The organism is Streptomyces sp. NPDC006259, from assembly GCF_042870975.1.
Classification (GTDB): domain Bacteria; phylum Actinomycetota; class Actinomycetes; order Streptomycetales; family Streptomycetaceae; genus Streptomyces.
Window position 1 is genome coordinate 978,396 of record NZ_JBIAHY010000003.1, and the last position, 25,815, is coordinate 1,004,210.

Annotated in this window: 22 protein-coding genes; 15 read left to right on the forward strand and 7 right to left on the reverse strand. The window is 73.5% G+C overall.

What is annotated here, in order from left to right:
• Positions 1-563: 563 nt before the first annotated feature.
• The 4 genes from ACFYO5_RS15655 to ACFYO5_RS15670 all read left to right on the forward strand — a co-directional run bounded on the left by ACFYO5_RS15655 (position 564) and on the right by ACFYO5_RS15670 (position 4,270).
• A complete protein-coding gene (locus ACFYO5_RS15655) occupies positions 564-3,008 on the forward strand; it encodes a SpoIIE family protein phosphatase (protein ID WP_388708878.1) in 2,445 nt (814 codons plus the stop codon).
• Positions 3,009-3,083: 75 nt separating this feature from the next.
• The gene (locus ACFYO5_RS15660; RefSeq protein WP_388708881.1) at positions 3,084-3,455 is read left to right on the forward strand and encodes a DUF6479 family protein; all 372 of its coding nucleotides are present in this window, start codon (positions 3,084-3,086) and stop codon (positions 3,453-3,455) included.
• A gap of 28 nt (positions 3,456-3,483) precedes the next feature.
• Complete coding sequence (locus ACFYO5_RS15665; protein ID WP_388708883.1) at positions 3,484-3,672, forward strand: hypothetical protein; 189 nt, start codon at positions 3,484-3,486, stop codon at positions 3,670-3,672.
• Between the two features lie 97 nt (positions 3,673-3,769).
• The gene (locus ACFYO5_RS15670; RefSeq protein ID WP_388708886.1) at positions 3,770-4,270 is read left to right on the forward strand and encodes a metallophosphoesterase family protein; all 501 of its coding nucleotides are present in this window, start codon (positions 3,770-3,772) and stop codon (positions 4,268-4,270) included.
• Positions 4,271-4,496: 226 nt separating this feature from the next.
• Here the strand turns inward: ACFYO5_RS15670 and ACFYO5_RS15675 are convergent, their stop codons facing one another.
• Positions 4,497-5,021, reverse strand: a complete 525-nt coding sequence (locus ACFYO5_RS15675; RefSeq protein WP_388708888.1) for an XdhC family protein — start codon at positions 5,019-5,021, stop codon at positions 4,497-4,499.
• Between the two features lie 84 nt (positions 5,022-5,105).
• Here ACFYO5_RS15675 and ACFYO5_RS15680 point away from each other — a divergent pair, with 84 nt between their 5' ends.
• Together ACFYO5_RS15680 and ACFYO5_RS15685 are read left to right on the forward strand one after the other, a co-directional pair.
• On the forward strand, positions 5,106-7,076 hold the full coding sequence (locus ACFYO5_RS15680) for a GTP-binding protein (protein ID WP_388708891.1): 1,971 nt from the start codon (positions 5,106-5,108) through the stop codon (positions 7,074-7,076).
• Between the two features lie 92 nt (positions 7,077-7,168).
• Entirely contained in the window at positions 7,169-9,040 is a 1,872-nt protein-coding gene (locus ACFYO5_RS15685; RefSeq protein ID WP_388708893.1) for an endoglycosylceramidase, read from the forward strand.
• A gap of 60 nt (positions 9,041-9,100) precedes the next feature.
• On the opposite strand, the gene ACFYO5_RS15690 is transcribed toward ACFYO5_RS15685, so the two are convergent.
• Positions 9,101-10,357 carry a YncE family protein gene (locus tag ACFYO5_RS15690; protein WP_388708896.1) on the reverse strand — a complete coding sequence of 419 codons (1,257 nt, stop codon included), beginning with the start codon at positions 10,355-10,357 and terminating at the stop codon, positions 9,101-9,103.
• A gap of 148 nt (positions 10,358-10,505) precedes the next feature.
• Here ACFYO5_RS15690 and ACFYO5_RS15695 point away from each other — a divergent pair, with 148 nt between their 5' ends.
• Positions 10,506-11,171 (forward strand): TetR/AcrR family transcriptional regulator, encoded by a 666-nt coding sequence (locus ACFYO5_RS15695; RefSeq protein WP_356565794.1) that lies wholly within the window; start codon positions 10,506-10,508, stop codon positions 11,169-11,171.
• Between the two features lie 413 nt (positions 11,172-11,584).
• Here ACFYO5_RS15695 and ACFYO5_RS15700 read toward each other — a convergent pair whose 3' ends face one another.
• Complete coding sequence (locus tag ACFYO5_RS15700) at positions 11,585-11,950, reverse strand: nuclear transport factor 2 family protein (protein ID WP_388708899.1); 366 nt, start codon at positions 11,948-11,950, stop codon at positions 11,585-11,587.
• Between the two features lie 172 nt (positions 11,951-12,122).
• Here ACFYO5_RS15700 and ACFYO5_RS15705 point away from each other — a divergent pair, with 172 nt between their 5' ends.
• The gene (locus ACFYO5_RS15705) at positions 12,123-12,422 is read left to right on the forward strand and encodes a hypothetical protein (RefSeq protein ID WP_356565790.1); all 300 of its coding nucleotides are present in this window, start codon (positions 12,123-12,125) and stop codon (positions 12,420-12,422) included.
• Positions 12,423-12,489: 67 nt separating this feature from the next.
• Here the strand turns inward: ACFYO5_RS15705 and ACFYO5_RS15710 are convergent, their stop codons facing one another.
• Positions 12,490-14,244, reverse strand: coding sequence for an ABC transporter ATP-binding protein (locus ACFYO5_RS15710; protein WP_388708901.1), 1,755 nt, complete (start codon positions 14,242-14,244; stop codon positions 12,490-12,492).
• A 172-nt stretch (positions 14,245-14,416) separates the two neighbouring features.
• Between ACFYO5_RS15710 and ACFYO5_RS15715 the strand changes: the two genes are divergently transcribed.
• From ACFYO5_RS15715 to ACFYO5_RS15735, 5 genes are all read left to right on the forward strand, one after another.
• Positions 14,417-15,505, forward strand: a complete 1,089-nt coding sequence (locus ACFYO5_RS15715; protein WP_388708904.1) for an S-(hydroxymethyl)mycothiol dehydrogenase — start codon at positions 14,417-14,419, stop codon at positions 15,503-15,505.
• Positions 15,502-16,134 (forward strand): MBL fold metallo-hydrolase, encoded by a 633-nt coding sequence (locus ACFYO5_RS15720; protein ID WP_388708906.1) that lies wholly within the window; start codon positions 15,502-15,504, stop codon positions 16,132-16,134. Before ACFYO5_RS15715 ends, ACFYO5_RS15720 begins: the two co-directional genes overlap by 4 nt.
• A 122-nt stretch (positions 16,135-16,256) precedes the next feature.
• Entirely contained in the window at positions 16,257-17,171 is a 915-nt protein-coding gene (locus tag ACFYO5_RS15725) for an SDR family oxidoreductase (protein ID WP_388708908.1), read from the forward strand.
• A gap of 367 nt (positions 17,172-17,538) precedes the next feature.
• Positions 17,539-18,234, forward strand: a complete 696-nt coding sequence (locus ACFYO5_RS15730; protein WP_356565781.1) for a L,D-transpeptidase — start codon at positions 17,539-17,541, stop codon at positions 18,232-18,234.
• A 119-nt stretch (positions 18,235-18,353) separates the two neighbouring features.
• Positions 18,354-18,527 (forward strand): hypothetical protein, encoded by a 174-nt coding sequence (locus ACFYO5_RS15735; RefSeq protein ID WP_086770288.1) that lies wholly within the window; start codon positions 18,354-18,356, stop codon positions 18,525-18,527.
• Between the two features lie 211 nt (positions 18,528-18,738).
• Here the strand turns inward: ACFYO5_RS15735 and ACFYO5_RS15740 are convergent, their stop codons facing one another.
• On the reverse strand, positions 18,739-20,133 hold the full coding sequence (locus ACFYO5_RS15740; protein ID WP_388708911.1) for a S1 family peptidase: 1,395 nt from the start codon (positions 20,131-20,133) through the stop codon (positions 18,739-18,741).
• 119 nt (positions 20,134-20,252) lie between these two features.
• Positions 20,253-21,083, reverse strand: coding sequence for an SAM-dependent methyltransferase (locus ACFYO5_RS15745; protein ID WP_356565778.1), 831 nt, complete (start codon positions 21,081-21,083; stop codon positions 20,253-20,255).
• A 155-nt stretch (positions 21,084-21,238) separates the two neighbouring features.
• Between ACFYO5_RS15745 and ACFYO5_RS15750 the strand changes: the two genes are divergently transcribed.
• Complete coding sequence (locus ACFYO5_RS15750) at positions 21,239-22,417, forward strand: aminotransferase class I/II-fold pyridoxal phosphate-dependent enzyme (RefSeq protein ID WP_388708915.1); 1,179 nt, start codon at positions 21,239-21,241, stop codon at positions 22,415-22,417.
• 29 nt (positions 22,418-22,446) lie between these two features.
• Positions 22,447-22,827, forward strand: coding sequence for a PPOX class F420-dependent oxidoreductase (locus ACFYO5_RS15755; protein ID WP_356565775.1), 381 nt, complete (start codon positions 22,447-22,449; stop codon positions 22,825-22,827).
• A gap of 101 nt (positions 22,828-22,928) precedes the next feature.
• On the opposite strand, the gene ACFYO5_RS15760 is transcribed toward ACFYO5_RS15755, so the two are convergent.
• The gene (locus ACFYO5_RS15760) at positions 22,929-25,703 is read right to left on the reverse strand and encodes a hypothetical protein (RefSeq protein WP_388708918.1); all 2,775 of its coding nucleotides are present in this window, start codon (positions 25,701-25,703) and stop codon (positions 22,929-22,931) included.
• Between the last annotated feature and the right edge of the window lie 112 nt (positions 25,704-25,815).

A 25,815-nucleotide genomic window follows, 5' to 3' on the forward strand; every position in this document is an offset into this window, starting at 1 on the left:
GTACGTACGTCGGTACGCCCTGACGCCTCGACGTCCGGGCGTCCGGGCATCGGTACGTCGGACGAGCGCCCGTGCTCCCGCCCGTGAGGCCGTCGGGACGCCCGACGAGCGCCCGTGCCTGCCCGGCGGCCCGGCGGCCGCCCGGCGGCCCCGCCTGCGGGGCCGTGGCGACGTACTAGGAGCGCCTGTGCCGCCCCGGGGCCCCGCGCTCCTGCCCGTGAAGCTGTGGGGATGCCCGACGAGCGCCCGTGCCTGCCCGGTGACCCGGCGGCCCGGCAGCCCGGCGGCCCCGCCTGCGAGGCCGTGGAGACGCCGTGTGAGCGCCCGTGCCGCCCCGGGCCCCCGCTCCTGCCGTGAGGCCGTCAGGACGCCCGACGAGCGCCGTGTCGGCCCCGGGACTTCCCCCGCCCCTCCTACGAGGCCGTGGGCACGCCCCGACCACCGCACCGCGCCGGCCCAGGGACCCCTCGCGCCCCCGCCCCCGGGCCCCTCCGCACTCCGGTGACCTGCCCGCGCCGTCGCAAGGGCTGCGGGAACGTCTCATAAGCGCTGTAATTACGGTCGTGGTCAGTCAGGGTGCGGCGGAGCGCAAGGCGAGAGCCCTGCGCGTCGAGGTTGCCCTGAAGACGGTCACGGGCGGCCCCGCCTCACCGGAACGGATGCGGCGCGTTCTCGAACAGGCCCTGGTGTTCTCCAGCGCGAGCCTGGCCGCCGTCTACACCCCGGGCGAGGACGGTGACCTGCTCTGCCTGATCGAGTCGGCCGGCGTCCCCAGGACCCTGTACGGACTGCGCGAGAGCTACCCGCTCGGCGGCAGGTCCCCGGCCGCCGACGCCCACCGCACCGGAACGCCCCTGTGGCTGGATCCCGAGCAGCTCGCCGACTGCCCGGAGTCGCGCCGGATGCCCGCGGGGGGCGTTCACCTGGCCGCACTGCCCGTGCGCGACGGTGACGGCGGCTGCCTGCTCGCCGTCAGCGAGAACCCCGGCGGCTTCGACACCGACGACCGCGCCTGTCTGCGACTGGTCGCGGAGGCCGTCTCCCTGCCCGCCCGCACCGAGCCCGCCGCTGCCGAGGAGCTGCGCGCCAACTCCTTCAGCCTCGCCATGGACACCGGCCGGGTGGAGGTCGGCGAGGAGATCCTGGTCCTGTTCGACCTGCGGGGGGACGAGTTCGACGGCCGTGTCGAGACCCTGCTCGGACACACCGTCCCCGACGACCTGCCCGCGCTGATGTCGGTGGTCGAGGCCGACCACATGTCCATCGGCGAACGTGAACTGGAGTTCCGGGTGCTGCGGGCCGACGGACCGCCCCGCTGGCTGCGGCTGCGCGGCCGTCTCCTGCCCGGCGGCGACGGCCACCCGGCCCGGCTCGTCGGCACCGTCGCCGACGTCTCCACCCTGCGTTCCGGCGTCACCGACGTGGCCCGCGTGCAGCGCCTGGCCGCCGCCCTCGCCACCGCCGGCACGGTCCGTGACGTCAGCCAGGCCGTCGTGTCCGCGTTGCGCCTCCCGCTGCGGGCCGACCGGATCGCGCTGGCCGAGCTGGAGAACGAACGTCTCGTCGTCACCGTCCTCGACCCGCCGGAACCCGAGTCCTGGCCCGAGCTGTGGCGGCTGGAGTGGCGCACCGAGTGGCCGGACGCGCCCGTGCGCACCATGCCCACCCTGGCCGCCGCCCTGCGCGAGGGCCGGGCCCGGATCTGGCCCGCGGGCACCGCCCTGGAACCGGCCCTCGCCGAGGTCGGACCCGGCGGCCTGGCCGTCCTGCCGCTGTCCGCCGGGGGCCGCATGGCCGGCGCCTGCCTCATCGGCTGGGACACCCCGCACGATTTCGGGCCCGACGAACGCGCTCTGCTCACGGCCTCCGCCGGCCTCGTCGGCCAGGCCCTGATGCGCGCCCACGCCTTCGACGCCGAGCACGAACTCGTCGGCATGCTCCAGCGCCAGCTGCTGCCCCGACGGTTGCCGAAACTCCCCGGCGCGGTCGCCGTCGCCCGCTATCTGCCGGCCACCGCCGGTCTGGAGGTCGGCGGCGACTGGTACGACGTGATCCCGCTGCCCGACAACCGGGTCGCCCTCGTCATCGGCGACGTCCAGGGCCACAGCACCGGCGCCGCCACCCTCATGGGCCAGATGCGCACCGCCCTGCGCGCCTACGCGGCCGAGGGACACCCGCCCGACGTGGTGGTCTCGCACGCCAACCGGCTGCTGATGGAGCTGGAGACGGACCTGTTCGCCACCTGCTGCTACGTCGAGGTCGACATGGAGGCCGGCACCGCCTGGTGCGTCCGCGCCGGACACCCGCCGCCCCTGCTGCGTCACCCGGACGGCGCAACGGAGATCGCCGAATCCGAAGGCGGCCCCCCGCTCGGCGTCGTCACCCAGGCCGACTTCCCGATGGCCCCGCTGCGGCTGATGCCCGGCACCGTCATCGCCCTGACCACGGACGGGCTCGTGGAGTCCGCCGAGATGGACATCGACACCGGCATGGACCGGCTCGCACACGAACTGTCCGTGTCGGACCCCGCGCACCTCGGCCTGGTCGCCGACGCCCTGCTCGGCAACGCCCACCGCGGCGACGACGTCGCCCTGCTCCTGATGCGCTACGACGGCATGGCCGTACGGCCCCTGCGCGAGGGCTGGACGGTCTGGCGGGTCCCCGAGGCCGCCCGGCACGCCCGCCGTTTCACCCGGCGCAGCCTGCGCGCCTGGGGGATCCCGGTGGACGCCATGGACGCGGCCCTGCTGGTCGTCTCCGAACTCGTCACCAACGCCCTCGTGCACACCGAGGGCCCGGTCCGCCTCGACCTCACCCTGGTCAACCACCGGCTGCGGGTCTCCGTCACCGACGTGTCACCGCGCTCGCCCGTCAAGCCGACCAGCCTGGGCTGGGAGGCGACGGGCGGCCGCGGCATCCTCCTCGTCGAGGCCGTGTCCGACGCCTGGGGAACGCTGCCGGTCAGCGGCGGCAAGCAGGTGTGGAGCGAGCTGCAGCTGGAGGGGTGAGCCGCGGGGGGAGCCGGCGGGGCCGGCCGGCGGCTCCGCGGGTGTTCCCCGGCGGGCTCGGGGTACCCGGCGTGCATGGAAACCATTGCCACCACCGTTCTGGCGGCGTCCGGAAGATCAGTTCTGGCCACCGTCGGCTTCGTCCTCGTCGGCGTCGCGCTGGTCGGCGGCCTGATCTGGGCCTTCCGGCTCGGCGCCAAGATCCGCAGCCGTGAGCCCGCGCCGCCCCGCCCCGAGGAGCAGCCCCGGATGCCCGCGTCGGGTCCGGTGCGGGAGAGCCACGGGGCGCGCGAACCGAACGAGATGCCGCAGTCGCAGGACGGCGAACGTCTCACCCCGCACGAGCTGCGGACCACCGGAAGCCGGCCGAGCGACGACCAGAGCCGCCCGCGCTGGAACCCCGAGTCCGGCGGCTCCTTCGGCAGCGGCGGCCCCGGTGCCCGCTGACCGTGACGCGGAGAGGCGCTGAACGACCGTGAGGACCTCGTCCCTGGAGGACGAACGCACCGCCCGCCGGCCCGAGACGGGCTGGGCCAGGGCCCGCAGGCTGCGCGAGGCCAGGGCCGGGCTGCTCCGCACCTGGACACCGGCCGTGGAGCCGCCCGGCACCGCGCCCCCGACGTCTTCGGGCCCGGAGGGCAACATCGTCAGGGGTGAGGACTGAGAGGGCCGGGGAGGCAGGGGGAGGACCGGCGTGGGAGCGGGACGGCGGGGAGCGGGCCGAGAGGACCGGGAGACTCCCGCCGTCCTACGCTGAGACCGTGCGCCTCCTGCTGATGTCCGACACCCATCTCCCCAAGCGCGCCAAGGCGCTCCCCCCGCCGCTCCTGGACGCGCTCGCCGAGGCCGACGTCGTCGTGCACGCGGGGGACTGGGTCGACACGGCGACCCTGGATCTGCTGGAGCGCCGCAGCCGCCGGCTGATCGGCGTGTACGGCAACAACGACGGTCCCGAGCTGCGCGCCCGGCTCCCCGAGATCGCGTACGCCGACCTCGACGGGCTGCGCCTGGGCGTGGTCCACGAGACCGGCCCCGCGAAGGGGCGGGAGGCCCGCTGCGCCGCCCGCTTCCCCGACCTCGACGTCCTGGTCTTCGGCCACAGCCACATCCCGTGGGACACCACCGTCCCCGGCGGGCCGCGCCTGCTCAACCCGGGCTCCCCGACCGACCGCCGGCGCCAGCCGTACCGCACCTACCTGACGGCCGTCGTCGACGCGGGCCGGCTGACCGACGTCGTGCTGCACCGCCTGCCGCCCCCCTGAGGGGAGCGGGCTGACGCGGGGGCGGCGGGGGCGGATCGCCCCCGGCCGTGGCCGTCAGCGGAGCCCCGCCGCCGCCCCGGCGCGGCGCGGCGATCTCGTCGGCCACGGACACGGCCACCTCCTCGGGCGTACGTGCCCCCGGGCCGAGCCTCACGGGGAACCGCGGCCGGGACAGTTCACGCTCCGTCAGCCGGGCCTCCACGACCGGTCCCCGCGCTCGTCGTGGCTACGACGGCTGCCCATCGCCCCGACGTACGCGGCCGGCCGGCGCAGCGCGACCCCCAGCAGTCACCGGCTCGTTCGCCGCGACGACTCGGCGACCACCCGGACGACGGATCGAGGACGGGCGCGACCGGCCGCACCAGCACGGTGATCCCGCCGCCGCGGGGAAGACCGGCCGTGAAGGCGTCCTCGTCGCCGTGGCCGAAGGTCTCCGACCGCGCCTCCCCGCTCGCCACCGCCTCCCGCGCCGGCTCGAACACCGCGCCCTCCACGCACCCCCGGACACGCTGCCCACGACCTCGTCGTCCGGCCCGACCGCCATGGCCGCGCCCGGACCGCGCGGCGCGCCGCGCCTGACCGCGACCACGGTGGCCGGCCCGGACGGCTCCCCGGCCGCGTACCGGTCCCTCGGCACCGGGAGGATCCCGCCACGCTCCGCACCGTTCCGCCGCCGGTCCCGCACCCGGACGGGCCCTAATTCCGTTGCCGCCGCTCCCGCTCGTCTGCTGCACTGCGAGGGACCCGTCACCGAAGGAACCAGGAGCAGAGATGCGAGCGACGTCCATGTCCCCCCAGGAAGGAATCACCCCCACTCCGAAGGACATGACGCTTCGTGCACCTGCTCAACCTCGGGATCCTCGCCCACGTCGACGCCGGTAAGACCAGCCTCACCGAGCGGCTGCTGCACTCCGTCGGTATCACCGACGAGATCGGCAGCGTCGACGCCGGCAGCACCCACACCGACACCCTCGCGCTGGAACGCCGGCGGGGCATCACCATCAAGGCGGCCGTGGTCTCCTTCCCGGTCGACGACGTGACCGTCAACCTGATCGACACCCCCGGCCACCCCGACTTCATCGCCGAGGTGGAACGCGCCCTCGGCGTGCTCGACGGGGCCGTGCTCGTCGTCTCGGCGGTGGAGGGCGTCCAGGCGCAGACCCGCGTCCTGATGCGGACCCTGCGGCGGCTGCGCATCCCCACCCTCGTCTTCGTCAACAAGACCGACCGGCGCGGCGCCCGCCGGGAAGGTGTTCTGCGAGAGCTGTCCGGCCGGCTCCGCGTCCCGGTGCTCCCGATGGGCACCGTCACGGACCTCGGCACCCGCCGGGCCGTGTTCCAACCCGGCGGCCCTGCCCCCGACGCGCTCGCCGACGTGCTCGCCGACCACGACGACGACCTCCTCGCCGCGTACGTCGACGGATCGCTCACCCCGGAGCGCCTGCGGGCCGCCCTCGTCGCCCAGACCCGCCGGGCCCTCGTCCACCCCGTCTTCTTCGGCTCGGCGGCGACCGGGGCGGGCGTGACCGAGCTGATCGCCGGCATCAGGGACCTGCTGCCCCCGGCCGACGGGGACCCGGAGGGTCCGCTCTCCGGGACGGTCTTCAAGGTCGAGCGGGGACCCGCGGGGGAGAAGATCGCCTACGCGCGCCTCTTCTCCGGCACCCTGCGCACCCGCGACCGGGTCCCCTTCGGCGGCCGGGACGGGAAGGTCACCGCGATCAGCGTCTTCGACCACGGCACCGACGTACGGCGGGAGACCGTCGGGGCGGGCCGTATCGCCCGGCTGTGGGGCCTGGCCGAGGTGAGGATCGGCGACAGCCTCGGCGTCCCGCGCACCGGGCCCGGCCAGGTCTTCGCCCCGCCCACCCTGGAGACGGTCGTGGTGCCCGGCCCGGACACCGACCGCCGCTCGCTGCACCTCGCCCTGACCCGGCTGGCCGAACAGGACCCGCTGATCGGCCTCCGTCACGACGAGGTCCGCCACGAGGTCTCCGTCTCGCTCTACGGCGAGGTGCAGAAGGAGGTCCTCCAGGCCACGCTCGCCGACGAGCACGGGCTGGAGGTCACGTTCCGCGGGACGACACCACTGTGCGTCGAGCGTCCGGCCGGGCAGGGAGCGGCCGTCGAGTTCCTCAGGAGGGACGGCAACCCCTTCCTCGCCACCGTCGGCCTGCGCGTCGAACCCGCCCCGCCGGGCACGGGGGTGACCTTCGGACTGGAGGTTGAGCTGGGCTCCATGCCGTACGCCTTCTTCAAGGCGGTCGAGGACACCGTCCGCGAGACGCTCGGCCAGGGGCTGCGCGGCTGGCGGGTCACCGACGCGGCGGTCACCATGACGCACTGCGGGTACTCGCCGCGCCAGAGCCACGCCCACCAGGGCTTCGACAAGAGCATGTCGAGCACCGGGTACGACTTCCGGGGACTGACCCCGCTGGTCCTGATCGAGGCGCTGCGGCGGGCGGGGACACGGGTCCACGAGCCGATGCACCGGTTCCGGATCGAGGCCCCGGCGGACACCCTCGGCGCGCTGCTGCCGGTGCTGACCGCGCTGCGGGCCGTACCGCGCACGACCCGGACGCGGGACGCCCTGTGCGTGCTGGAGGGCGCCGTGCCGGCCGCCCGCGTGCACCTCCTGGAGCAGCGGCTGCCGGGGCTGACGCGGGGCGAGGGCGAGCTGGAGAGCGCCTTCGACCACTACGCCCCCGTCGACCGCGGCACGGTCCCCGAGCGTCCGCGCACCGACCACAACCCGCTCGACCGGAAGGAGTACCTGCTGAACGTGACCGGCCGGACGGGCGGTTGAGGCGGGCGGAGCGCGAGATCTGACGTCTAGTCAGCTTACTCCTGAGTCAGGAGGTATTGACGGTGTCCGGAAATGGCCGGACTGTAGTGGACATGCCGAATATCCGGGCACGTCTGCTCGCTGTTCTGGTCGTCCTCTGCGGACTCTGCGGATTCCTGACGGTGGCGGGCACCCCGGCCGCCACCGCCGCCCCCCTCCCCGACTCCCTCCCGTTCGACGGCACCGCGCTCACCGTGTCCGGCGGCCGCTTCGTGGACGGTACCGGCCGCGAGGTCGTGCTGCGCGGCTACAACGTCTCCGGCGAGACCAAGCTGGCCGAGAACAAGGGCCTGCCCTTCGCCTCGGTGGCCGACGCGAAGAAGTCGGCCACCGCCCTGCGCGCCCTGGGCGGTGGCAACTCCGTGCGCTTCCTGCTCTCCTGGGCCTACGCCGAACCGGCGCGCGGCCAGGTCGACTCCGCCTACCTGGCCGCCGCCACCGACCAGATGCGCGCCTTCCTCGACGCCGGCATCCGCGTCTACCCCGACTTCCACCAGGACCTCTACTCCCGCCACCTCTTCGACCCCGACAGCTGGTACACGGGCGACGGCGCCCCCGCATGGGCGGTGGAGCTGGGCGACTACCCCGACGAGTCCTGCGGCATCTGCCTCTTCTGGGGCCAGAACATCACCCAGAACGGCGCGGTGAAGGCCGCTCAGCACGACTTCTGGCACAACGCGTACGGTCTCCAGGACGCCTTCCTGGCCACCGCGCAGCAGACCATGACGTACGTCCGGCAGCACCTCACCGCGGAGGAGTTCGCCGGCGTCGTCGGCTTCGACCCCTACAACGAGCCCTACGCCGGCGCCTACGACTCCGGCCAGACCAGCCGCACGTGGGAACGCGACCTGCTGTGGCCGTTCTACGTGAGGTTCCGGGCCCGGATGGACGCGGCCGGCTGGCAGGACAAGCCGGTCCTCGCCGAGCCGAACATGTTCTGGAACGCCAACATCGACTCCCAGAAGCAGGTGGGCGGCCTCCTCGACGCGGGCACGCTCGGCTCCCGCTACGTCTTCAACACCCACTTCTACGACCAGAAGGCCATCTCCGCGATCCTGATGTGGGGCAAGGCGGCCGACGGCCAGTACGTCACCGACTTCGGCACCGTCCGCGACCGGGCGGCGGCGGCCGGCACGACCGCCGTGGTCAGCGAGTTCGGTCATCCCCTCGCGGGCACGGTCTCCGACAAGGCGCCGACCGTCCTGAAGGCCATGTACCAGGCGCTCGACTCCCGGGTGAAGGGCGCCGGCTGGTGGACGAACCCGGCCGCCTCCGGGCCGGTCCTCTCCGGCAACCAGTGGCAGTGGGACATCTACCACGGCCGTCACCACGAGCTGATGAACGGCAACCCCGACAAGGTCCTCACCACCGGCGACGCCTGGAACGACGAGGACCTCTCCGCCGTACGCCTCGACGACTCCGGCAAGGCGACGCTCCGTCAGGACGCCCGCCTGCTGGACCGGATCTACCCGAGTGCCACCTCCGGCACGACCCTGGCCTTCACCTACGAGGACCGCTCCCGCGACGGCTCGACCACCCTCACCTGGAACCCGGTACCCGGTTCGCTGCCCAGCGTGGCCCAACTCGTCGGCTCCGGGCAGTACGGGCTGCTCGTCTGGCGCTCCGGCAGCGCAGCCGCACCGACCGAACTCCACCTGCCCGCCTCGTTCCCGACCGCGTCGACGACCGTGGTCTCCGACCTCGGAACGGCCCACGCCCCGCCGGCATACACGGCCACCACCCCGGTCGGCGTCGCCGCCGAGCCGGGCGGTACCGGGAGCCGGCGTCTGCTGCTGGCCGACACCGACACGAACACCGTGCACTACGCCCTGGTGACCAACGGCGCCACCGCCCCGTCCGCGGCCCTGCTGACCGCGGCCCGCGGGGAACTGGCCGCGTGGGCGGCACAGCGGATCGGCGGGTGACGGCCCCGCCCGTGCGCCGGGGGCCTCGCCCCACCCCGGCGCACGGGCGGACCGTGCCGCTCAGCGGGCCGGAGACGTCCAGTCGGCCGCGACGTGGCCGAGCCGGACCCGCTGCGGGTGGTCGCCCACCGGCACCGAGACGACCTTGCGGCCGGTGGCGAAGTCGATCGCCGTCACCTGGTCGGCCCCGCTCTCGGAGACGACGCAGTCCTTGCCGTCGCCGCCGACCGTCGCCCAGTAGGGCTTGGAGACGGGTACCAGCGGGCCCTCCTGGAGGGTGGTGCGGTCGACGACGGTCGCGTAGTCGTCCATCGTGCCCGCCACGCACACCTTGCTGCCGTCCGGCCGCATCGACAGCCCGTGGTGCCGGGAGTCGTTGACGAACGTGGTGCGGTCGTCGCTGGTCGCGGAGTTCTTCGGCAGCGTCTTGGTCCGGGTGATCCGGTCCGTGGCGATGTCGTACTCGAAGAACCCGTTGAAGAACGAGACCTGGAAGTACAGCTTGGACTCGTCCGGCGAGAACACGGCGGGGCGCACGGCGTCCGAATAGTCGGAGAGGCCGATCGCGTCCAGCCGCTGCCGCATGTCGATCGTCTTCACCGGCTGGTACGTCGTCGCGTCGACGACCGTGATGCGCCGGTCGCCCTTCGTCCAGTCCAGCCACGGCGCGTCGAGGGCGGTGTTCACGTCGCCGATCGACATGGTCCAGATGTACTTGCCGTCCTTGGTGAAGATGTTCTCGTGCGGCTTGTCGCCGGTGGCGTACGAACCGAGCTGTTTGCCGTTGGTGATGTCGAGCACGTGGACCGTGTTCGACGTCGACGCGGAGACCGCGACCCGCTTGCCGTCGGGCGAGACGGCCATGTGGTCGGCCCGGTAACCCGACACGGGGAAACGCCAGTTGACGGCACCCGTCGACACGTTGATCGAGACGACGTCGGCGAAGCTGGGCCGGGAGACCACCACGGAGGTGCCGTCCGGCGTGGAGTACATGTCGTCGACGAACTGGTCGTGACCCTCACCGACGCTGTTGCGGATCGTCATGAAGGCGATCCACCGGATGGGGTCGGCGTTGATCTCCGCCATCCGCTGGTCCTTGTCGGGGATGACGTTGATCCGGCCGATCTTCGCGTAGTCCCCGGTGGACTTGATGACGTCGGCGGTGCCGTCCCAGTTGTTGGCGACCAGCAGCACCTGCCGCAGCGCGGCGGCATCGGTGGTGGCGGTCGCGGCGGTGGCGACGGCGGTGGGGGCGGTGACGGTCAGGACGAGGGCGGCGGCTACGGAGCAAAGGTGCCTGGTTCTGAAGGCAGCCATGTCTGCTCTCTCCTCTGGGGGGTGGGAGGTCCCGAATCTGAACACGGGTGCGTTCAAAGTTGACTTACTGGAAAGTAAGGAAGGGGTGCCCTTCGCCACAAGCCACGTGCACGACAAAATCGAGAGACGCAGCGACGAGGGAGGGACCGTGGCGGGCAGGCTGAGGGCGCCGACCGGCCGATACGCCGGCAAGTCCGCCGAAGAACGGCAGGCGGAACGGCGGCGGAGATTCCTGGACGCGGCGCTGCGGCTGTTCGGCGACGCCCCCGGATACCGGGGCACGACCGTCGCGGCGCTCAGCGAGACGGCCGGGCTGTCGACGCGGCAGTTCTACGAGGAGTTCCACACCCTGGAGGACGTCCTGGCGGCGCTGCACCTCCAGGTCAACGACTGGGCGGAGGAGGCGGTCGTGGCCGCGTTCGCCGCCGCCAGGGACCTGCCGCTCGCGGAACGGGTCACCGCGATCTTCCGCGCCTACGCCGGCAATGTCACCGCCGACCCGCGCCGCATCCGCATCACCTTCGTCGAGATCGTCGGCGTCAGCCCGCGCATGGAGGAACAGCGTCTGGCACGGCGCGCCCGCTGGGTGGAACTCATCTGCGCCGAGGCCACGGCCGCCGCCGACCGGGGCGAGGCCGCCCCCCGCGACTACCGCCTCGCGGCGACGGCCTTCATCGGCAGCGTCAACGGCCTCCTGCACGACTGGAGCGCGGGCTGGGTGGACGCCACCCTGGACGAGGCCGTGGACGAACTGGTGCGGCAACTACTGGGCATACTGCGGCCGGTGGGGTGGGACACGGAGGAGTTCCGGTGACGGCGCACGGCGCCGCCGCGCCGAGGGCCGAGGGCCGAGGGTCGGGTGCCGGGTGCCGGGTGCCGAGGGCCGACGGCAAAGGGCAGAGGACCGGGTGCCGGCGGTCAGCCGGCGCAGGGGAACGGCCGGCGGGGCACCGCCGCATCCCCGCCGCCGTCGCCCGCCGCCGCCGTGGCGGACAACCGGTGGCGCCGAGCCCGGGCCGCCGGCACCGGCCCGGAGGCACCAGCGCCGGGCCGCCGGCACCGGCTTGGAGGCCCGGAGGCACCGGCCGAGGGCCGAAGCCGTGCGGCACGGAGCACCCGCGGCCCGTCCGGGACCGTCCGGGACCGTCCGGGCGGGTCCGGGCCCGGACGGGTCGGTCCGGGCCGGTCCTCGGACCGGCCCGGGAGCCCGGTGGCCTTCCTCCCTGCCTACTCGTCCCACGCCTGGATGATCGTCTGCTCGACGATCTTGCCGTCGCGCAGGGTGATCATCGACTCGGAGAAGACCTGGACGCCGTCCGCGTACACGCAGGACTCGCTGAAGGCGGCGCGGTCGTCCTGCACGACGCAGTCCTCGAGCCGGTGGGTCATGTCACGGCTGTACACGTCGTCCAGCATCTCGGCGATCCTGTCGCGGCCCCGCACGAGTGTCGGGTGGCTGGGCCGGCTGTTGTGGTCCACGACGCGTATCTCCGCGTCGTCGGCGTACAGCGAGAGCAGCGTCTGCGAAGTGTGACTCTCTATGCCTCTGCGCAGCATCTCGGCGTCGAAGGCGGAGCCTCTCGCGGTGCCCATGGTGACCTCCTTCGAGGACCGCGGGCCGAGGGGGACGGCCCGGCGGGCCCTCACCCTTAGAGACTCCTCCGCGGGGCCGTGACCGGCAAGCGCGGGCGGCGTGCTGCGCCCTGTCGGGTGAGCACGGCTCCCCACCCGTGTCCGAGGGGCGGTCCGGCGCGTTGCCGTAGGCATGATCTCCACTCGTCGCATCGTCGCCGTCGCCGCTCTCGCCGTCGGGGTCACGGGCCTCGCCGCCCCCCTGGCCGGCGCCACCGAAGCCCCGGCCGCAGGCAAGCTGAACCCGCTCAGCGCGCTGGACTCGCTCGCCGAGGCGCAGGTCCCCGCCGGGCGGCAGGGCGAACTGCCCTCGGTCACGGAGCAGGTGAACCAGCTGAACAATGTGAAGAGGCTCCAGCAGCTGAACGAGTTGCAGCAGGTCACCGGCCTCGTCGCCCCCGTCACCGGGCTGGCCCCGGCCATCCGGACCTGATCTGGCCCGTCCCTTCCCGCTGTCCCGAGTGGGGGCCGCCCGGACTCCGGGCGGCCCCCACCGGCGTTCAGCCCGCCGTCGCCAGGAACTGCGTCGCCGCCAGCTCCGCGTAGAGCGGGTCGGCCGCCACCAGCTCACGGTGGGTGCCCACCGCGCGCACCCGCCCGGCCTCCATGACGACGATCCGGTCGGCCGAGGTGACCGTCGACAGCCGGTGCGCGACCACCAGGACGGTCGTCGTACGGGCGACGTCCGCGACGGTGTCGCGCAGGGCCGCCTCGTTCACCGCGTCCAGCTGGGACGTCGCCTCGTCCAGCAGCAGCAGCCGCGGGCTGCGCAACAGGGCGCGGGCGATGGCCACCCGCTGGCGCTCCCCGCCGGACAGCTTGGTCCCGCGGTGCCCCACGAGCGTGTCGAGCCCGTCCGGCAGAGCGCCGACCAGGCCGTCGAGACGGGTCGTCCGCAGCACCCGCCGCACGGCGTCGGCGTCGGCCTCCGCGTTCCCCAGCAGCAGGTTGTCGCGCAGGCTCCCCGACAGCACCGGGGCGTCCTGCTCGACATAGCCGATGGCGGCACGCAGCGCGCCCAGTTCCCAGTCCGGCAGCGGACGGCCGTCGAGGGTGATCGTGCCGGAGTCGGGGTCGTAGAACCGCTCGATCAGCGAGAACACCGTGGTCTTCCCGGCGCCGGACGGGCCGACGAAGGCGGTCATGCCGCGCGCCGGGACGTCGAACGTCACCCCGTGATGGACGTACGGCAGATCGTCGGCGTACCGGAAGCGGACGTCGGTGAAGGCCAGTGAGGCCGGCCGGTCCGTCGGCGAGGGCAGGGACGCGGGGCGGGACGCCGGCTCGGCGGGCAGCAGCAGCGTCTCCTGGATGCGGCTGAGCGCCGCCGAGCCCGCCTGGTACTGCACGACCGCGCCGATGACCTGCTGGATCGGCGACATCAGATAGAAGACGTACAGCAGGAACGCCACCAGTGTCGCGATGTCGATCGCGCCCGTGGCGACCCGCGCGCCGCCCACCGCCAGCACCGTGATGAACGCGGTCTGCATCGCCAGCCCGGCCGTGTTGCCCGCGGCCGCCGACCACTTGGCGGCCGACACGCTCTGCCGCCACGAGTCGTGCGCCGCCGCGTGCAGCGCCTTCTCCTCGCGGTCCTCGGCGCCCGCCGCCTTCACCGTGCGCAGCGCGCCCAGCACCCGTTCCAGCGAGGCGCCCATCACCCCGACCGCGTCCTGCGCCCGGCGGCTGGCCCGGTTGATGCGCGGCACGATCACCCCGATGACCGTGCCCGCGACCAGGATGACCCCCAGGGTGACCCCGAGCAGCACCGGATCCACCACGCCCATCAGCACCACTGTCCCGACGAGCGTGAGCCCGCCGGTGCCGAGGCCGACCAGCGAGTCGGTGGTGACCTCCCGCAGCAGGGTGGTGTCCGAGGTGATGCGGGCCATCAGATCACCGGGCTCACTGCGGTCCACCGCCGCGATCCGCAGCCGCAGCAGATACGACGACAGCGCCTGCCGCGCGCTCAGCACCACCGACTCGGCGGTGCGCCGCAGCACATACGAACCCAGCGCGCCGACCGCCGCGTTGGTGACGACCAGCACCGACAGCAGCACCAACGCGCCGGTGATCGCCCGGTGGTGGGACAGGGCGTCGATCAACCCCCGCGCCACCAGCGGCAGCAGCAGCCCGGTCGCCCCCGTGACCAGCGAGAGCAGCGCCCCCGCCAGCAGCGTCCAGCGGTGCGGTCGGACGTAGTCGAGCAGCAGCCGCCACGGGGGCTGGACGGCGGCCGTCTCCGCGATGCTCACGAGGCTCCTCGATACCGGTCGGGTTGCGGCGTTCAGGCTACGTCGGCGCCCGCGCAACCCGGCCGCGGGACGGCGTTCCGGCCGGTGACCTGGCTCGATGTACGTCCTCTACCGATCGCTCACGCGTAGGGTCGGAAACGGACGGTCGGCCGCCGACGAAAGGAACAGCACCATGGCGCAGGAAGCGCGCGCAGTGATCGCACCGGGGAAGAACGAACCGGTGCGGGTGGAGACGATTCTCGTGCCCGACCCCGGACCCGGGGAAGCCGTGGTGAAGATCCAGGCCTGCGGGGTGTGTCACACCGACCTGCACTACAAACAAGGCGGGATCAACGACGACTTCCCCTTCCTGCTGGGCCACGAGGCGGCCGGCGTCGTGGAGTCGGTCGGCGCGGGCGTCACCGACGTGGCCCCCGGCGACTTCGTCATCCTGAACTGGCGGGCCGTCTGCGGGCAGTGCCGGGCCTGTCTGCGCGGACGCCCCTGGTACTGCTTCGACACCCACAACGCGCAGCAGAAGATGACGCTCGCCTCGACGGGGCAGGAGCTGTCCCCGGCGCTGGGCATCGGGGCCTTCGCGGAGAGGACGCTGGTCGCGGCCGGTCAGTGCACCAAGGTCGACCCGTCCGTCTCGGCGGCGGTCGCCGGACTGCTGGGCTGCGGCGTGATGGCCGGCATCGGCGCGGCGATCAACACGGGCAACGTCGGCCGCGGTGACACCGTCGCCGTCATCGGGTGCGGCGGGGTCGGCGACGCGGCCGTCGCCGGATCCCGCCTGGCGGGCGCGGCGAAGATCATCGCCGTCGACATCGACGACCGCAAGCTGGCCACCGCGCGCACGATGGGCGCCACCCACACGGTCAACTCCAGGGAGACGGACCCGGTCGAGGCGATCCGCGAGCTGACCGGCGGCTTCGGCGCGGACGTGGTGATCGAGGCGGTCGGCCGCCCGGAAACGTACCAGCAGGCCTTCTACGCCCGTGACCTGGCCGGCACCGTCGTGCTGGTGGGCGTGCCCACCCCGGAGATGAAGCTGGAACTGCCGCTGCTGGACGTCTTCGGACGCGGCGGCGCGCTGAAGTCCTCCTGGTACGGCGACTGCCTGCCCTCCCGCGACTTCCCCATGCTGATCGACCTGCATCTGCAAGGCCGCCTGGACCTCGGCGCGTTCGTCTCCGAGACCATCGGGCTCGACGAGGTGGAGAAGGCCTTCGAACGGATGCACCACGGCGACGTGCTGCGCTCGGTGGTGGTCCTGTGACGACCGCCCGCATCGAACGCCTCGTCACCTCCGGCCGGTTCAGCCTCGACGGCGGCACCTGGGACGTCGACAACAACGTCTGGATCATCGGCGACGACCACGAGGCCGTCGTCGTCGACGCCGCCCACGACGCCGACGCCGTCCTGGCCGCCCTCGGCGACCGACGGCTGACCGCCATCGTGTGCACCCACGCCCACAACGACCACATCGGTGCCGCGCCCGCCCTCGCCGACGCGACCGGCGCCACCATCTGGCTGCACCCCGACGACCTGCCGCTGTGGAAGATGACCCACCCCGGCCGCGACCCGGACGCCCATCTGGTCGACGGCCAGGTCATCGAGGCCGCCGGCGCCGACCTCACCGTGCTGCACACGCCCGGCCACGCGCCCGGCGCGGTCTGCCTGCACGATCCGGGGCTCGGCGTGCTGTTCACCGGCGACACGCTCTTCCAGGGCGGACCAGGCGCCACCGGCCGCTCCTACTCCCACTTCCCGACCATCATCGCCTCGATCCGCGACCGCCTCCTGACCCTTCCGCCCGAGACGAAGGTCCTCACCGGCCACGGCGACCCGACGACCATCGGCGCGGAGGCCCCCCACCTCCAGGAGTGGATCGCCCGCGGCCACTGACAAGCGCCCCGGCACCCGCCCCCGCCGACCGGGTGATCCTCTCGGAAAAGGCGACAGGAGATGTCCGGCTTCCACGTGATCCTCGATGACGGCATCGACGGAACACCCACAGGAGGTCGCACATGTCCGGTCCTTTGGAAGGCAGGGTCGCCCTGGTCGCCGGGGCGACCCGGGGAGCGGGGCGGGGCATCGCCGTGGAACTGGGGGCGGCCGGCGCCACCGTCTACGTCACCGGCCGCACCACCCGGGCCCGCCGCTCCGAGTACGACCGCCCCGAGACGATCGAGGACACCGCCGACCTGGTCACCGAGGCGGGCGGCCAGGGCATCGCGGTACCGACCGATCACCTCGAACCCGCCCAGGTCCGGTCGCTCGTCGACCGGATCGCGGCCGAGCGGGACCGCCTCGACGTCCTCGTCAACGACATCTGGGGCGGCGAGAACCTCTTCGAGTGGGACAAGCCCGTCTGGGAGCACGACCTCGACAAGGGCCTGCGGCTGCTGCGGCTCGCCGTCGAGACGCACGCCGTCACCAGCCACCACGCCCTGCCGCTCCTGCTGCGCCGCCCCGGCGGACTCGTCGTCGAGATGACCGACGGCACCGCCGAGTACAACCGCGACACCTACCGCGTGAACTTCTTCTACGACCTCGCCAAGGCGTCCGTCCTGCGGATGGCCTTCGCCCTCGCCCACGAACTCGGCCCGCGCGGCGCCACCGCCCTCGCGCTCACCCCCGGCTGGCTGCGCTCCGAGATCATGCTCGACCATTTCGGGGTGCGCGAGGACAACTGGCGCGACGCCCTCGCCAAGGTGCCGCACTTCGCCATCTCCGAGACGCCCCGCTATGTCGGCCGCGCCGTCGCCGCCCTCGCCGCCGACCCGGAAGCGGCCCGCTGGAACGGGCAGTCGCTGTCCAGCGGCGGCCTCGCCGCCGCATACGGCTTCACCGACCTCGACGGCAGCCGCCCCGACGCCTGGCGCTACCTCGTCGAGGTCCAGGACGCGGGAGGGCCGGCGGACACGACGGGCTACCGGTGAGCGGGCCCCCGGCCCGCGGCCGACGGTGAGGGCCGGCCGGTGCGGCGGTGGGGGCCCGGCCGGTGCGGCGGTGAGTGCCGCGAGCACCCGCTCGCCGTCCTCCTCGGTGGTGCGCCGGTCGCTGGACGCCGCCCGCGGCCCGGCAGCCCGCCGTATACCGTCGGCGTGAGGAAGGTCTCGCCGGACTCGGCGACGGCTGGCGGAGGCGAAGCGGGGGCCGCCGCACCCGGTCCACCGGCGAGAGAGTGGACCGCGAGGAAGTTCACCGTTTCGTCACAGTGCGGGGCTCCCTACAACCGAAGGACCGGCGGACGGGTCTAGTGGGTGGAGTCGCCGGAATCGGGCCAGGGAGAGGGTAGTGGCAGTCATGGGGGACATACGCAGACGAGGTGCCGTCATGCTGGGGGTCACGGGGCTGATCGCGCCGCTGACGCTCGCGCTGGGCGCGGCGCCCGCACAGGCCGCGAGCTGCACCACGCAGGCCGGGCCGTACCAGAAGCAGGTCGAGAAGTTCCTCGGCCGACCGGTCGACGGCAAGCAGTCGTCGACCGACTGCAAGGCCATCCAGGCCTTCCAGAACAAGCACGGCATCACGCCGAACATCGGCTACGCGGGGCCCGTCACCTGGGGTGTGATGGATCTCATGAACAAACAGAAGGCGGTGGGCAACAAGCCCAACAAGGCCGGCAAGTGCCCGACCAACAAGGGCCGCATCGCCTGCGTCAACCTCACGCTCCAGATCAGCTGGATCCAGGACGGCAGCCGCCTCGTCTACGGGCCCGTCCCGGTCCGCACCGGACGCGACGGCTACGAGACCCGCACCGGCCTGAAGAAGGTCTATTGGCGCAACATCGACCACGTGTCGAGCATCTACAACGTGCCGATGCCGTACAGCCAGTTCTTCGACGGCGGCCAGGCCTTCCACTCGGTCGGCGTCAGCATGTGGAACCCGCCCGGTTCGCACGGCTGCGTCAACATGACGAAGACCACCGCCAAGAAGTACTGGTCCCTGTTGAAGACCGGCGACGACGTCTTCGTGTACGGCCGCAAGCCGGGCACCTGACAGGCGGCGGCGCGACCGGACACGGGCGGACGGACGTGATCAGTGACACGTCCGGTTTGTCCGTTAGGTGCGTGTATCACTCACGGTGCCTTCACCTCCGGCACCGTAAGATTCACACCATGTCCACCACTGTTGAACCCCTCTCCGAGCGATCGGCCGCGGAGGTCAACGAGGAGATCAGGGCCCTGTGGCTCCGGTCGGGCGGGACACTGACGGGCGAGCAGCGCGAGGAGTACCGGCGGCTCGTCCTGGAGTGGGCCGCCGTGGCCCCGCAATCGGTCGAGGCGGCCTGACAGCCGTCCGGCCGCGGGGCTTCCAGCCTCGCAGCTCCGCCCCCGCAACTCCGTCCGGGCACCCCTCGTGGGTGCCCTTCTCGTTGTCCGGCGACCGTCCGGCGACCGTCCGGCGACCGCCCGACGGCGGTCCGGCGATCTGCCCCGTGACCTGTCCCCTGACCTGCCCCGTGACCTGACTGTCCGTGACGCCACGGTGGTCGGCGTCACCTCATCCCCAGCTCGCCGAGTACTGCCGCTGGTACGCCTTGCGGTCCTGCTCCGCCCGGATGTACCGGGTCGCCACCAGCGCGACCAGACTGCCCGCGATCACCAGCAGGCCGGGGCCGACGTTGCGCGGATCGGTGAGCCGCTCCGCCAGTGACACCGTGCCCGTACCGCCCGTCACGGGCGTCGTCGAGCCGGGCGTGACCGACCCCGGGGCCACCGCCGCCTGCGTCGGCGACGACGACGGCTGGGGCGCGCCCTGGGACGGCGCGGCCGAGGCGCCGGCGGCATCGGACGGCGCCGCCACGATCAACTGCACGCCGAGCTGCGCCAGCGCCTTCGTCACCGGCTGGAAGAACGTCGTGCCGCCCGTCGTGCAGTCGCCGCTGCCGCCCGAGGTGACGCCGAGCGCGACGCCGTCGGAGAACATCGGGCCGCCGCTGTCGCCGGACTCGGCGCACACGGTGGTCTCGATCAGCCCGGAGACGGTGCCCTCCGGGTAGTTGACCGTCGCGTCGAGACCGGTCACCTCGCCGTCGCGCAGTCCGGTGGTGCTGCCGCTGCGGAACACACGCTGCCCCACGGCCGCGTCGCCCACGCCGGTGATCCGTACGCCGTTGCCGTCGCCGATCGCCACGATGTCCGCCCCCGCGCCGGCTTTCCCGCTCGCGTACTGCACGAGCGAGAAGTCGGAGCCGGGGAACGTCGAGTTGACCGTCCGGCCCACCTGCTGGGTGCCCCGGTTGTCCGCGAACCAGCTGGACCCGGCGGGACCGCAGTGCCCGGCGGTGAGGATGAAGTCGTTCGACCCGTTGGTCACGTTGAAGCCCGCGGAACAACGGCCGCCGGTCGACAGGATGGGCTGCGCGCCGTTGAGCCGGGTGGTGAAGGTGCCCTCGGTGCGTTCCATGCGGACGAAGCTGCCGATGCCCGACGCCACGTCCGTCATCCGCCCCCAGTCGGAAGCGGACACGGTGCTGTCGCCGCGCACGACGACCTGGTTGGACTTGTAGTCCATGACCCAGGCGGTACCGGCCACCCGGGGCGCCGCACGCAGCGCCGCCGCGGCCGACCGCAACTCGTTCATGCTGTGCCCGACGACCTTCGCCCCGGCGCCCGCCGCGCGGACCGTCGCGGCCGTGTCCTCGTCGGTGACCGCGACGACCGGACGGCCCTCGGCGTCGACCCAGGTGCCCGCCGTGCGGGCGGCGCCGAGCCGCTTCACCAGGTCCGCGCCGGTGCTCCCGACGGACCGCGCCGCGGTACCGGGCACGGTCGCGGTGGCCGACGGCTCGCTCGCCATGGCCGCCTGCGTGACCATGGCACCGCCCAGGAGCAGCCCGGCGACGGCCGCCAGCCGTGTCGTTCGCCGGACGATCCGTCGTCGTACGTGCCTCATGCATGGCTCCCGGAAACAGCGAACGCGCGGCCCCAACACCGCGAGGACCTCCCGTCGTTGAGGACCCTCACTCCCATACGCGCCGGGACCCGGCCGCGTTCAGCCCGGAGACGATCACCTCACTGTTTGCGGGCCACCCCGCCGAACATGGCGACCTCCTCCGGCTCCGCCCCGCCGGTCCCCTCCGGCCGCCAGCGCGAGCAGGACACCACGCCGGGCTCCAGCAGTTCCAGACCGTCGAAGAAGCGGACCACGTCCTCGGGCGTGCGCTGGGTCAGCTTCGGCGTGCCGTGTTCGTTCCAGAACTTGACGGCCTCGTCCACGTCCGGCATCGCCGGGCTGGTGATGGTGTGCGACAGCACCAGATGGCTGCCCGCGGGCAGCCTGTCGACCAGTCGGCGCACCAGGCCGTAGGGATCCTCGTCGTCGCCGACGAAGATGACCACGCCGAGCAGGATCAGCGCCACCGGCTCGCTGAAGTCCAGCGTCCGTGCCGCGTGTTCGAGGATCGCGTCGACGTTGCGCAGGTCCTCGTCGAGATAGTCGGTACGGCCCTCGGGCGTGCTGGTGAGCAGGGCGCGGGCGTGCGCCAGGACCAGCGGGTCGTTGTCGACGTAGACGATTCGGGCGTCCGGGGCGGCGGCCTGCGCCACCTCGTGGGTGTTGTCCGCGGTGGGCAGGCCGGTGCCTATGTCGAGGAACTGGCGTATCCCGACGTCGTGGACCAGATGGCGTACGGCGCGGCCCAGGAAGAGGCGGTCCGCTCGGGCGTACTCGCCGATGCCCGGGTGGAGTTGGCGGATCTGGTCGCCGGCCGCGCGGTCGACCTCGTAGTTGTCCTTGCCGCCCAGCCAGTAGTTCCAGATGCGGGCGGTATGCGGCTGGCTGGTGTTGATGCGGTCGCGCAGCGACTGCGCCGCCTCGTCCACGGCCGGCGGGTTCTCGGTCACGGATCTGCTCCTGGATGCCTGGTGGTGACGGTTCTTTCGGGCCAAGGAGCAATCTAGACCGGCGAGTTGATCTCCGCGCAGGGTCTCCCGTTTTCCGCCGCCGCGGTTTTGTCCGGGTCCGGCCGCCTGCGCCGACGGCGCTCTATCTTGTGCCCATGACCAGGATCCCGCACGAACCGTCCGGTGAACCGAATCCGCTGCGCGCCCTCACCCTGGACCACCTCCGGCGCCGTACGAGCATGAAGTGGCGCACCTACCCCGACGACGTCCTGCCGCTGTGGGTGGCGGAACTGGACGTCCCCCTCGCCGAGCCCGTCGTCCGCGCGGTCGGTGACGCGCTCGCCCTGGGCGACACCGGCTACGCCGCGGGCAGCGCCTACGCCGAGGCGCTGGCCGCGTTCGCCGCCAAGCGGTGGGGCTGGCACGGCCTCGCGGTCGAGCGGACGGCGATCGTGCCCGACGTGATGCTGGGCGTCGTCGAGATGCTCAAGCTCGTGACCGGGCCCGGCGACCCGGTCGTGGTGAACCCCCCGGTCTACCCGCCGTTCTTCCAGTTCGTCGAGCACATGGACCGCCGGATCGCCGAGGCGCCGCTGGGCGCGGACGGACGCCTGGACCTCGACGTCCTGGAGGAGGCCTACCGGCGGGCCGTCGCGGGCGGCGGACGCGCCGCGCACCTGCTGTGCAGCCCGCAGAACCCGACCGGCACGGTGCACACCGCCGGGGAACTCGCCGCGGTGGCGGCCCTCGCCGAACGGTACGGCGTCCGGGTGGTCGCCGACGAGATCCACGCGCCGCTCACGGCCGGCGGGGTCGACTTCGTGCCGTATCTGAGCGTTCCCGGTGCGGACGCGGGCCTGTCGCTGATGTCGGCGACGAAGGCCTGGAACCTGGCCGGGCTCAAGGCCGCCCTCGCCGTCGCGGGACCCGCGGCCGAAGCAGACCTGGCCCTGCTGCCGGAGGAGGTCGGAGACGGCCCGAGCCATGTCGGCGTCCTCGCCCACACCGCCGCCCTGCGCTCCGGCACCACCTGGCTGGACGCGCTGCTCGGCGGCCTCGACGACAACCGCCGCCTGCTCGCCGACCTCCTCGCCGACCGGCTGCCCGGTGTCCGGCACCGGCCGGGCGCGGCGACGTACCTGGCCTGGCTGGACTGTCGGGCGCTGGACCTCGGCGACGATCCGGCGCGGGTCTTCCTGGAGCGGGGGCGGGTCGCCCTCAGCCCCGGCCCCGATTTCGGCACGGGCGGCGCCGGGCACGTACGGCTGAACCTCGGGACCTCGCCGGAGATCCTCGCGGAGGCAGTGCGACGGATGGCGTCGGCCCTGCGCTGACCCGGTGCCCGCGTGCCTACACTGCGGGTATGGACGACAAGGCGCTCGACCGGCTCGGAGCAGGCAAGTACCTGCTGATCACCAGCTATCGGAAGAACGGGTCCGGGGTCGCCACGCCCGTGTGGGTGGTCCGCGACGGGGACTCGCTCGGGGCGTGGTCGGCCGCCGACTCCTGGAAGGTGAAGCGCATCCGGGCCCGCGGTGACGTCATGGTCGGGCCCTGCGACGCACGCGGCAACCCCACCGGCGAGCAGCTCCCGGCCCACGCCGAGATCTGCGACGCGCGGACCACGGCCCGCTACCGCACCCTGTTGGCCCGCAAGTACGGCGTCGTCGGCCGCCTCACGCTGCTCGGCAGCCGGCTCCGGCGGGGCCTGGAGGGCACGGTCGGGATCCGCGTGACGCTGTGACCGGATGAGGGGGGGCGGGGACCGTCCGGTCCCCGCCCCCCTCACCGACGCCGAGCGGTCCATGGCGCGCGGGCTGCGGCGTGCGGTCTACGGCGTGCGGTCTACGGCGCGTCCGTCACCGTTCCCGTCAGGACGGGCCGGCCGGGAAGCGGCTCGGCCTCGTCGCCGGTGAGCGTCAGGCGCACCGACTCGACCGGCTCGGCCACCTGGTCCGCCACCGTCACCACGGTGAAGTCGGCGCCGGTGGCCCCGGCGGGAAGGCCCGTCCAGACCCACAGGTCGGCCTCGGACAGCGGGCGCTCCGGATCGGGCAGGGCACCGGCCCGGTCCAGCAGCCACGCCGGGTCGACGTCCCTGGTGGACAGCTCGGCGCCCTCGGTGACGGCGACCACGCGCACCGGCTGCCAGATCTCCACCTCGGCGGGCGCGGACAGGCCGATCCGCCAGGTCAGCGTCCCGCCCTCGGACACCCGGTCCGTGACCGGGGTCAGGGTCACCTCGGGCGCGGGGTCGTCGTTCCGCGCGGTGACACCGCCCCGGTGGCTGCCGATGACGGCGCCGCGCACGGCCTTCGCGACGAGGTCGTACCCCTCGTCGTAGCCGAAGCGGGTGTCGCCCTTCACCTCGACCGGCACGTCGACGGCGGTGGCACCGGGCCGTACCGCGACCAGCCTGTCCACGGCCTCGCCGGTGTCCGGGTCGAGCACGGAGAAGCGGACCGTGCCGCTGCCGTGCCCGGAGACCCGCACCGGGATGCGGTAGGTCCGGGCCCCGGAGTCGCCCTCCTCGACGGTGAGGCGGCCGATGTCGACGCGCGGCAGAGCCGCCGCCCGCACCGCCGGGGTGCCGGGCGTCCACCCCCAGGCGTCCATCAGCCAGGCCTGCCCGGACGCCGAACGCGGGGTCAGCTCCAACGACTTGACGTGCCGGAGGTCGAGCCCGGCGCGGGTGGCGGCGGTCAGCGGGACGCGCACCTCGCGCGCCCAGTAGGAGGCGGTGCGTTCGCTGCCGGGCAGCCCGTCGACGGTGACCCGGCCGAGCGGGGCGCGACGGCCCGCGGCGTCGGTGACCGCCACGTCCAGCGCGGTGCCGGTCGTGTTCGGCGGCACGAACAGGCGCAGCGCCAGGCTCCTGGCGCCGGTGAGGGAGAGCGGCGCGGCCGGGCGGACGCGCGTCGCGGTGCCCGGGGCCGTCCAGTCCAGTGCCACCGCGCCGCGGCCGGCCTCCCTGTCGGTCTCCCACCTGGCGAAGTGGGGCGAGGACCCCTTGGTGTCGGTGGGCAGACAGGCCTTGGCGGGGTCGGGGTCGACCGCCGCGCACAGTCTGCCGCCGGTCACCTTCACCCCGCCGTCGGGCAGGAACCCGGCGGTGCGGCGGGCGCCGACGGCGTGGGTCAGCACGGTGGCCGGGTCCGCGGAGGGGGCGCGTCGCCCCGAGCCGTCGAGCAGCGGGCGCACCCGGTCGTCACCGGCGACGAACAGGCGGGCCGCGGCGGCGATGTAGGTGGCGCCGGCCTGGTGCTGCCGGTCGGGGGTCAGCCGGGTCCGGGTCCCCGCGGAGCACACCGGGTCGGGCTGCTCGGCGTCGTCCCAGAAGTCGTCGGAGGCGGGCGCCTCGGACAGGCCGGGCGTCCACTCGCTGTTGAAGAAGTTGTGGTTCGCGCCGACCACGTACACGGCGCTGTGCAGCGCGGTGCCGCGGCTGACACCGCGTGTGCCGTCGACGTACACCTCGCCCTGGAGGTCGGAGACGTCGCCGTCGCAGCCCGGCAGGATCGTCGCGGACGGCACGTCGGCGACGGGATTCTGGCCGAAGACCGTCGGTCCGACGAGGACGGTGCCGCGGATCGTCCAGCGGGCCCGGCCGCGGTAGCCGTCCTGGGCGGCCGGCGGCGGGTACAGGCTGTCCATCGCCGCCCGGTTGACGCCCTCGCCGCCGCGGGAGTGCCCCACGAGCAGGACGCGCGAGAGGTCGGCCTTGGGGGCGGTGCGTACGACCGCGGGGGCGGTGCGGGGACGGGCGGCCCAGTCGGCCCAGCGCGCGAGGTGCTGCCGCACCAGCGAGGAACGGGCCTGCGCGCCGCCGTCCTCCGCCGCCCAGTCCTGGCCGTTGATGCCGTTGGCGGAGATCGACACCGTCACATAGCCCTGGGACGCGAGGAGTCGCTGGTCCTTGAGATAACCCCGGTGGCTCGGGATCGCCTTCGTGCCGGCCGGGCAGGGCCAGTCGCCGGTCACGTCGTCGCCGCCCGGCTTGTAGCACGTGCCGTGCCGGCCGTGCAGGAAGAGCGCGAGGGGACGCCTGCCGGTGGTGCCCCGGGGCGCGACGACCACGGCCCGCATCTCCACCGGCTCCGCGAAGCCGGGCAGCTTCACCGGGGCGAGGCCGTACTCACCGGTGACCGTGCGGTACGCGCCGGGTCTGCCGGGGTCCACGGAGTTCGCGGGGAGCGCGGCCGGGGGTTTCGCGGCGGACAGCGCGCCGCGCTCCCGCCTCGCGGTCCCGTCGGCGGGCGCGTCCAACCGGCGCCCGCCCGACAGGACGTGAAGGTCCTTCAGGGGGGCGTCGCCGACGGCGTCCAGGGGCAGTCGGAACGTACGGCCGTCGTGCTCTGCCCTCGGGGCGCCGAGCGGCCGGTCGCCGGCGCGGAACTCCACGCGGGCGTCGCCCATGGGCACGGGCCTGGGGGAGCGCCACACCAGCCCGCGTGTGGCGCCCTCGCCGTCGATGCGCCAGCCGGGCGGCAGGCCGCTGTCGAAGGACACGGTCGACGGTGCTGTCTCGGACGGTTGCCGGGCTTGTGCCAGTTGCGGTGTTGCCGCCAGGGCCGCGAGCGCGGCCACGGCGGTGACACCTATTCGCCGGGCACGGATCAAGGGTCCACTCCTCAGGGTTCGGAGCGCGGGAGCCCCGTCCGTATCGGGAGCCCCTCGCGTCCCGGAGGAAGCGAAAGAGGACCTGTGGGTTGCCTGTGCCGACGGATTCGGG

What these genes read in the sequence shown, in the direction of transcription:
- ACFYO5_RS15660 (WP_388708881.1), top strand. Translation starts at nt 3,084, where the DNA reads ATGGAAACCATTGCCACCACCGTTCTGGCGGCGTCCGGAAGATCAGTT.
- ACFYO5_RS15685 (WP_388708893.1), top strand. Translation starts at nt 7,169, where the DNA reads ATGCCGAATATCCGGGCACGTCTGCTCGCTGTTCTGGTCGTCCTCTGC.
- ACFYO5_RS15690 (WP_388708896.1), bottom strand. Translation starts at nt 10,357, where the DNA reads ATGGCTGCCTTCAGAACCAGGCACCTTTGCTCCGTAGCCGCCGCCCTC.
- ACFYO5_RS15700 (WP_388708899.1), bottom strand. Translation starts at nt 11,950, where the DNA reads ATGGGCACCGCGAGAGGCTCCGCCTTCGACGCCGAGATGCTGCGCAGA.
- ACFYO5_RS15705 (WP_356565790.1), top strand. Translation starts at nt 12,123, where the DNA reads ATGATCTCCACTCGTCGCATCGTCGCCGTCGCCGCTCTCGCCGTCGGG.
- ACFYO5_RS15715 (WP_388708904.1), top strand. Translation starts at nt 14,417, where the DNA reads ATGGCGCAGGAAGCGCGCGCAGTGATCGCACCGGGGAAGAACGAACCG.
- ACFYO5_RS15725 (WP_388708908.1), top strand. Translation starts at nt 16,257, where the DNA reads ATGTCCGGTCCTTTGGAAGGCAGGGTCGCCCTGGTCGCCGGGGCGACC.
- ACFYO5_RS15730 (WP_356565781.1), top strand. Translation starts at nt 17,539, where the DNA reads ATGGGGGACATACGCAGACGAGGTGCCGTCATGCTGGGGGTCACGGGG.
- ACFYO5_RS15735 (WP_086770288.1), top strand. Translation starts at nt 18,354, where the DNA reads ATGTCCACCACTGTTGAACCCCTCTCCGAGCGATCGGCCGCGGAGGTC.
- ACFYO5_RS15740 (WP_388708911.1), bottom strand. Translation starts at nt 20,133, where the DNA reads ATGAGGCACGTACGACGACGGATCGTCCGGCGAACGACACGGCTGGCG.
- ACFYO5_RS15750 (WP_388708915.1), top strand. Translation starts at nt 21,239, where the DNA reads ATGACCAGGATCCCGCACGAACCGTCCGGTGAACCGAATCCGCTGCGC.
- ACFYO5_RS15755 (WP_356565775.1), top strand. Translation starts at nt 22,447, where the DNA reads ATGGACGACAAGGCGCTCGACCGGCTCGGAGCAGGCAAGTACCTGCTG.